Source organism: Mycobacterium sp. Root265, from assembly GCF_001428895.1.
Taxonomy (GTDB): domain Bacteria; phylum Actinomycetota; class Actinomycetes; order Mycobacteriales; family Mycobacteriaceae; genus Mycobacterium.
Genome location: NZ_LMJA01000032.1, coordinates 239,827 through 247,407 on the forward strand (window position 1 = coordinate 239,827; position 7,581 = coordinate 247,407).

The following is a 7,581-nucleotide window of genomic DNA, read 5'->3' on the forward strand; positions in this document are numbered from 1 at the left end:
AACTAGACCCAGTGGTAATCGAGAACTAGCCCTCGATTCACCGGTGGGTGTTGCGGGACCTTGCGCGAACCGCGATGTCGGCGAAAACGCCTATACGCGTTCCTGTTCCGCGATCAAGGCACTAGCGAAACTCGCCGCTTCCTCGTACTCTTCGGGACAGAAGAGACTTCTCATCGATCTTCGACCCGTGTGCAGGCCATGCCAATTAGTCGGCACACCAACATAACCGGACGTGGGGGCGGCCATCCGATGTACTCCGACGCTTACGACCCGCTCGACGGCATTGCGATCATCGGCATGGCCGGACGCTTTCCGGACTCGCCGAACGTCTCCGCGCTGTGGCAGAACCTGCTCGCCCGCCGCGAATGCATCACTCACTTCGGTTCCGATGATCTGGAACGCCCTCGGGGCGAAGACGCGGAGGCGCAGACGCGCCCGAACTACGTGCGTGCGCGGGGTGTATTGGGCGGCGTCGATGAATTCGACGAGGAGTTCTTCGGCTTCACGCCGAAGGAGGCCGCGATCGTCGATCCGCAGCAACGGCTGTTCCTGCAGGCCGCCTGGGAGGCGATCGAGCAGGCCGGCCACGACGCCCAACGGTTCAGTGGTCCTATCGGTGTCTTCGCCGGCGCCACGACCAGCAGCTATTACCTGCAGAATCTGCTGTCGCGCAACGACATAACCGATCCGCTCGGCCCGATCATGGTCATGCTGGGCAACTCGAACGACTACGTCGCGACGCGGGTGTCCTACAAGTTCGACCTCAAGGGACCCGCCCTGAACATCCAGAACGCCTGCTCGACCTCATTGGTCGCGGTGTGCACCGCGGTGCAGAGCCTGCAGACCTATCAGTGCGATATGGCGCTCGCGGGTGGGGTGTCGATCATGCTGCCGCAGCAGCGCGGTTATCTGCACGAGGAAGGCTCGATCCTGGCCGCGGACGGCCACTGCCGACCGTTCGATCGCGATGCAGCCGGCACGGTGTCCAGTAACGGACTCGGCGTCGTGGTGCTCCGCCGGCTACGCGACGCGATCGAGGACGGCGACACCATCTATGCGGTCGTGAAGGGATCGGCGCTCAACAACGACGGAAACGCCAAAGTCGGCTTCACCGCGCCGAGCGTCGACGGACATGCCCGGGTGATCTCCATGGCCCAGATGCTCGGCGGTATCGATCCCGCGACGATCTCCTACGTCGAAGCCCACGGCACCGGCACGGCGCTCGGCGACCCGGTCGAGATCGCCGGGCTGACCCAGGCGTTCCGCGCGGGGGGAGCCGAAGAGAACGGTTTCTGCGCGATCGGTTCGGTCAAGTCGAACATCGGTCACCTGGATGTCGCCGCCGGTGTCGTGGGACTGATCAAGACAACCCTCGCGCTACACCACCGGGTACTGCCCGCGAGCATCAACTTCGAATCGCCGAATCCGAAGCTCGGCATCGAGAGCACGCCGTTCTTCGTCAACGCCGATGAACGCCGCTGGCCCGAGGGGCCGACGCCGCGTCGCGCCGGCGTCAGCTCGTTCGGCCTCGGTGGGACCAACGCGCACGTCGTGCTCGAGGAAGCACCCGGCGCGCAACCGGTGCCACCGGCTTCCCGCCCCGCGCAACTGGTGGTGTTGTCGGCACGCGATGCGCAGGCCCTCGACCGGGCCGCACAGAATCTCAAGGACTACCTCGAACAGGACACGGGCGCCGATCTCGCCGACATCGCGTACACCCTGCAGGTCGGGCGGCGGCGCTTCGGCCACCGGCGCGCAATGGTGTGCCGCGACCGCGACGATGCGATCGCCCTACTGAACTCCGCCGATCCGCGGCGTGTGCACGACGTCAGCGGACACGCCGAGGCATCGGGTGGGGTCGCTTTCATGTTCCCGGGTCAGGGTTCGCAGTACGTCGACATGGGCCGTGGGCTCTACGAGTCGGAACCGCTGTTCACAGAGACGATGGACGGGTGCGCGCGGGTATTGCGGTCGGAGACCGGAGTCGATCTGCTCGGGGTGCTGTACCCGCCCGACTCGGATCGCGACGGCGCACACGCGCAGCTGAGCCAGACCGCCATCACGCAGCCGGCGCTCTTCGCGGTCGAATACGCGCTGGCGCAGGTATGGATGTCCTGGGGTGTGCAGCCCACCGCGATGATCGGTCACAGCATCGGTGAACTCGTCGCCGCCTGCATCGGCGGCACCTTCTCGCGCGACGAGGCACTGCTGCTGGTGGCTGCCCGCGCGCGCCTGATGGGCAGCATGCCGGCAGGAGCGATGCTGGGTGTGCGTGCACCCGCGGATCTGGTCAGCGCCGAGCTGACTCCCGATGTGGCGATCGCGGCGTTCAACGGACCCAGACACACCGTGGTCTCGGGCCCGCATGACGCCATCGCCGCCTTCGAGGCGAGGCTGGCCGCGATCGGTGTCGCACACCGGCGTCTGCACACCTCACATGCGTACCACTCGCCGATGATGGAGCCCGCGGTGCAGCCGTTCGCCGACCTCGTCGCCGGGATATCCCGCACGGCACCGACATTGCGCTGGATCTCCAGCCTCACCGGCCGGCCGATCACCGATGACCAAGCGTGCGATCCCCACTACTGGGCACGGCAGTTGCGCGAACCGGTGCAGTTCGCGAGCGGAGTGGGCGCGCTCGTCGATCCGCGAATCGCGCTCCTCGAGGTCGGTCCGGGCCAGACGCTCACGATGTTGGCTCGCCAGCATGAGCGACGACTGCCCGAACAGCTGATCACCACATCGCTGTCTCCCGGTCAGGACTGGGAGTCGGACACCGAATGCCTGCTTGCGGCCGCGGGGCGGCTCTGGTCACGTGATGTGGACATCGACTGGCAGCGTCTGCACGGAGGGCCGCGTCGGCGCGTACCGCTGCCCACCTACCCCTTCCGGCGCCGTCGGCACTGGGTCGATCCGAGCCCGGACAGCGAACCGGCCCGGGTCGTCGCGCCGCGCAGCCCGGCACCGAATCCGACTGCACCCCTGGTGGTCCCGTCTGGCCCCGGGAATCGGGCGGCCACCCTGCTGGCCCATCTGCGCACGGTGTTCGTCGAGCTCTCCGGGGTCGACCGGTCGGATCTGACGCCGGGAGCGAGCTTCCTGCAGATGGGCTTCGACTCGCTGTTTCTCACCCAGGCCGCCAACGCATTACAGAAGCAGTTCGCGACGAAGATCACCGTCCGCACGCTGGTCGAGGAGGCGCCGACGTTCGACCTGCTGGTCGAGCACATCCTGCCGGTGTTGTCCGATGACGCGGCAGAACTCACAGCCGCGCCCGTCACACCCGCCCCGGTCCCGGCACCGGTACGCGCGCCGGCGGTGGGGATGACCGATCAACAACAGCACCGAATGGCGGCGCTGATCGAACGACACCATTGGCAGGAGACGGCCGGTCCGGCCATCCCGGTGCATTCCTCGGGTGCGTACCTGCAGGATGCCGGCGGGCGGGATCACATCGACCTCACCAACGGCGGCGGTGCGATCCTCTTCGGCCACAACCCGGCCTTCATCCGCGGGGCCATCGAGCGCCAGTACGATTCCTGTGGCGACGGGGGACCGGCGGGGGCATCGGCGACCGAGGTCGCGGAGCTCGTGTGCGGGATGGTCGGAATGCAGCGTGCTGCATGCTGCCACAACGAATCCGAGGCCATTGCGGCCGCCGTCCGGCTGGCGCGGTCGCGGTCGGGGCGCGAGACGATCGTGACGTTCACCGGCGCCGACCACGGAGCGGCTGCCGGGCACAGCGGTGACACGATCATCCTCGAGTACGGCGGCGCGGAGACGCTCGACACGATCCGGTCGTTGAACGGGCGGCTCGCGGCGGTCCTGGTCGAGTCTGTACCGGGGCGCAGTGGCGGGCTCGTGTCACGGGAGTTCCTGAGCGGCCTGCGCGAGGTGACCGAGGAAACCGGTACCGCGCTGATCCTCGATGAGATCCTCTCGGGATTTCGCACCCATCCGGGCGGCACCCAGGCGCTGTTGGGTGTGCGCGCCGATATCGCCGTCTACGGCGGGGCCGTCGGCGGCGGCCTGCCGATCGGGATCGTCGCGGGCAGCGTTCGATACCTTGACGATTCGTCTTCCGGTGGCTCTCCACTGGCCTTGGCGGCGGCACGCGCGGTACTGCAACGACTGCACGAGGACGGCCCCGCGCTGCAGCGCGAACTGAACCAGCGCACCACGGCTTTCGTCGATCGGCTGAGAAGCGTCATCGCCGAACTCGGTGCGCCGGTGGTAATCCGGCACTTCTCGTCATGGTTCGACGTGTCGTTTCCGTCCGAACTGCCACTCGCACCGCTGTACCACGCCCTGATGCGGGCGCGCGGTGTGCACACCCGGGAAGGCCGGCCAGGATTCCTGACGCTCGCGCACAGCGATGCCGATCTCGACGGCATCGTCGCGGCCTTCGGGGAGAGCCTCACGGAGATGCGGGCCGCCGGTCTCCTGCCCGAGCGTGCCGCGAAACCGCGCAAGGGCCGCGATGCCCGCGGCCGGGAAGCGTGGTTCGTGCCCGATCCGGACCGTCCGGGCAAATATCTGCAGGTGGTCGGTCCCAGTATCGGGGAGGAGATGACGCATGAATGAGGTGCTGGATCGCTACGAGCTGTCACCGATGCAGGAGAGCATGCTGTTTCAGGCTCTGAGTGCACCCGGAGATGGCGCCAATATCGAGCATGTCGTCATCACGGTGAGCGAGGAACTCGACGTCGCGCTGTTCGAACAGGCCATGGCGCAGGTGATGCAGCGACATTCGGTCATGCGCACCCGCTTCCGCTGGGTGGATGTGGGGGAGCCGTGCCAGGAAGTGCTGGCGCATGCGCCGCTTGTCGCCACCACCGCCGACTGGCGGGATGTGACGCCCGAGGCGGCCGACCAGCGCTTCGACGCACACGTGCGTGCCGACAGCCGCCAGGATTTCGACATGTCGCGGGCGCCGATGATGCGGCTGTTCGTCGCCCGGCTGCCCGCGGGGAAAACCCGAATTCTGTGGACGTTTCACCACGCGCTGCTCGACGGGCGCTCCTACATCGTGTTGCACGAATGGTTCGCGTTCTACGAGGCTGCGCAGCGTGGGGAATCGCTGTCATTGCCGCCTGCGCGCCCGTACCGTGACTACATCGAATGGCGTCGATCGATTGATTCCGTTGCTGCCCAGAAGTTCTGGCAACACCGGCTGGAAGACTTCTGCACATCGACACCGTTCGGGATCGACGCAGCACGTCCCGTCGAGGACAGCGCCGCACCCGCTGGCACCTGTGAGCAGCGCCTGCCGAAGGCCCTGACCGATCAGCTACGCGCGGCGGCACACCGGGCGGAAGTCTCGATGAGCACGATGTTGCAGGCCGCCTGGTCGGTCTTGCTGCACCGCTACTCCGGGGAGACCGACATCGTGTTCGGCGTGACCCGCGCGGGCCGCATCACCGGCTTCGATGACGCCGACCGGATCACCGGCCTGTTCATCAACACCCTCCCGATGCGGGTGGGCATCGATGACAACGCGGAGATCACCCCGTGGCTGCGCTCGCTGCGTGCTCAGCAGAGCGCACTGCGCCCCTATGAACAAACCCCACTTGCCACCGTGCAGGCCTGCTCTGGGGTCGCGCGTGGCGCGCCGCTGTTCGAGAGCGTGATCGTCTATGACCACCACACCCTCGACATGCAGATCCGGATGCCCGGAAGGCATTTCGAGTATCGGGGGCAGACCAGCTTCCCCCTTGCGCTGATGGCCTACGGGGATGACGGCACCGGCGCGATGCTGCTGCGACTGGACTACTCGGCCCAGCGTTTCTCCGGCGTGGCGATCGAGCGCATGCTCGGCCACCTGATTCATCTGCTGGCGCAGTTCGCCGACGAGGACATCACGCTCCTGAATGAACTCGATCCGCTGAGTGCTGCTGAGCGGGTGGTGTTGGTGGGTGATGGTGGGGTTCCGGTGGTGGTGACTCGTGATGTGACGTTGCATGGGGGTTTTGCGCGTCAGGTNGCTGAGTGCTGCTGAGCGGGTGGTGTTGGTGGGTGATGGTGGGGTTCCGGTGGTGGTGACTCGTGATGTGACGTTGCATGGGGGTTTTGCGCGTCAGGTGGCGGTGCGTCCGGATGCGGTGGCGGTGTGTGCTGATGGTGTGGGTGGTCGGGTGGAGTTGAGTTATGCCGAGCTTGACTGTCGTGCCGAGGCGGTGGCGGGGTGTTTGCGTGGGCTGGGTGTGGGTGCCGGTGCCGTGGTGGGTCTTCGGGTGGCTCGTGGTGTTGATGTGGTGGTCGGGATTTTGGGGATTTTGAAGGCGGGTGCGGCGTATCTGCCGTTGGATCTGTTGTATCCGGTGGATCGGGTGGGGTTCATGCTCGCTGATGCCGGGGTTGAGGTGGTGTTGACCCAGCGTGGTGTGGCTGGGCAGTTGGGTGTGCTGCCGGTGCGGTGTGTGTGTCTGGATGAGCCGCTGCCGGTGGTGGGCCGCGACCCTGCGTCGCCGGCGGCGCAGGGTCGCGGTGAGGACCTGGCCTATGTCATGTACACCTCGGGTTCGACCGGTCAGCCCAAGGGTGTGCGGGTTACTCACCGTAATGTGTTGCGGCTGTTCGAGACCACGATCGGGCAGTTCGGTTTCGGTCCTGATGATGTGTGGACGTTGTGGCATTCGTATTCGTTCGACATCTCGGTGTCGGAGTTGTGGGGTGCGCTGCTGGTGGGGGGCCGGCTGGTGATGGTGGATCATGACACCAGCCGTGATCCGGCGGCGTTTCGTGCGCTGGTGGCCCGTGAGCGGGTCAGTGTGCTCAGTCAGACTCCGACGGGGTTCAGTGCGTTCATCGATGTCGATAGGGTTGCCGCGCGGGGTGTGTTCGCGTTGCGTTATGTGTTGTTGTGCGGTGAGGCATTGCAGTTGGCGAGTCTGGCGCCGTGGTTCGAGCGTTACGGTGATGCCGGCCCGCAGGTCATCAATATGTACGGTCCGACCGAGGCGACGTTGTATGTGACCTGTCGGCGGATCACCGGGGCTGATCTGGCTGCTGGTGTCGGCAGTGTGATCGGGTCGCCGTTGCCTGATATCCGGATTTATCTGCTCGATGAGCGTGGCCGGCCGGTGCCGGTGGGGGTGCCCGGTGAGCTCTATATCGCTGGTGCGGGGGTGGCGGCGGGTTATCTGAATCGTCCTGAGCTCACTGCGCAGCGGTTTCTGACCGATCCGTTCCATGGTGGGCCGATGTATCGCAGTGGGGATCTGGCGCGTTGGTGCCAGGGTGGGGAGTTGGAGTATCTGGGCCGTATCGATCAGCAGGTCAAGATCCGTGGTTTCCGTGTCGAGCTCGGTGAGATCGAGACGGTGATCGCCGAACATCCTGCGGTGCATCAGGTTGCGGTCATCGACCGTGAGGATGTTCCCGGTGAGAAGAAGCTGGTGGCCTATCTGGTGGCCCCGCAGGCGCCACCGGCTCTGATCGCCGATCTGCGCCAGAGCCTGCACACCCGGTTGCCCGAATACATGGTGCCCGCGCATTTCCAGTACCTGGACGCCCTGCCGTTGACCACCAGCGCCAAACTCGACCGCAAAGCCCTACCCGCCCCCACCCACCACCACAGCG

Annotated in this window: 3 protein-coding genes; all 3 read left to right on the plus strand. The window is 66.2% G+C overall.

All coding sequences use genetic code 11. The features are described from left to right. Nucleotides 1-198: 198 nt before the first annotated feature. A complete protein-coding gene (locus ASE48_RS30580; RefSeq protein WP_235571760.1) occupies nt 199-4,584 on the plus strand; it encodes a type I polyketide synthase in 4,386 nt (1,461 codons plus the stop codon). After that, the coding region (locus tag ASE48_RS33920; protein WP_442928787.1) for a condensation domain-containing protein at nt 4,577-5,982 on the plus strand (1,406 nt) is incomplete at its 3' end. The genes ASE48_RS30580 and ASE48_RS33920, both read left to right, overlap by 8 nt. A 68-nt stretch (nt 5,983-6,050) precedes the next feature. Next, nucleotides 6,051-7,581 (plus strand): amino acid adenylation domain-containing protein (locus ASE48_RS30590; protein ID WP_235571751.1); only part of this gene is annotated, 1,531 nt, incomplete at its 3' end.

Bases quoted from the DNA above. Each gene is read 5' to 3' on its own strand.
- ASE48_RS30580 (WP_235571760.1), top strand. From the start codon at position 199: ATGCCAATTAGTCGGCACACCAACATAACCGGACGTGGGGGCGGCCAT.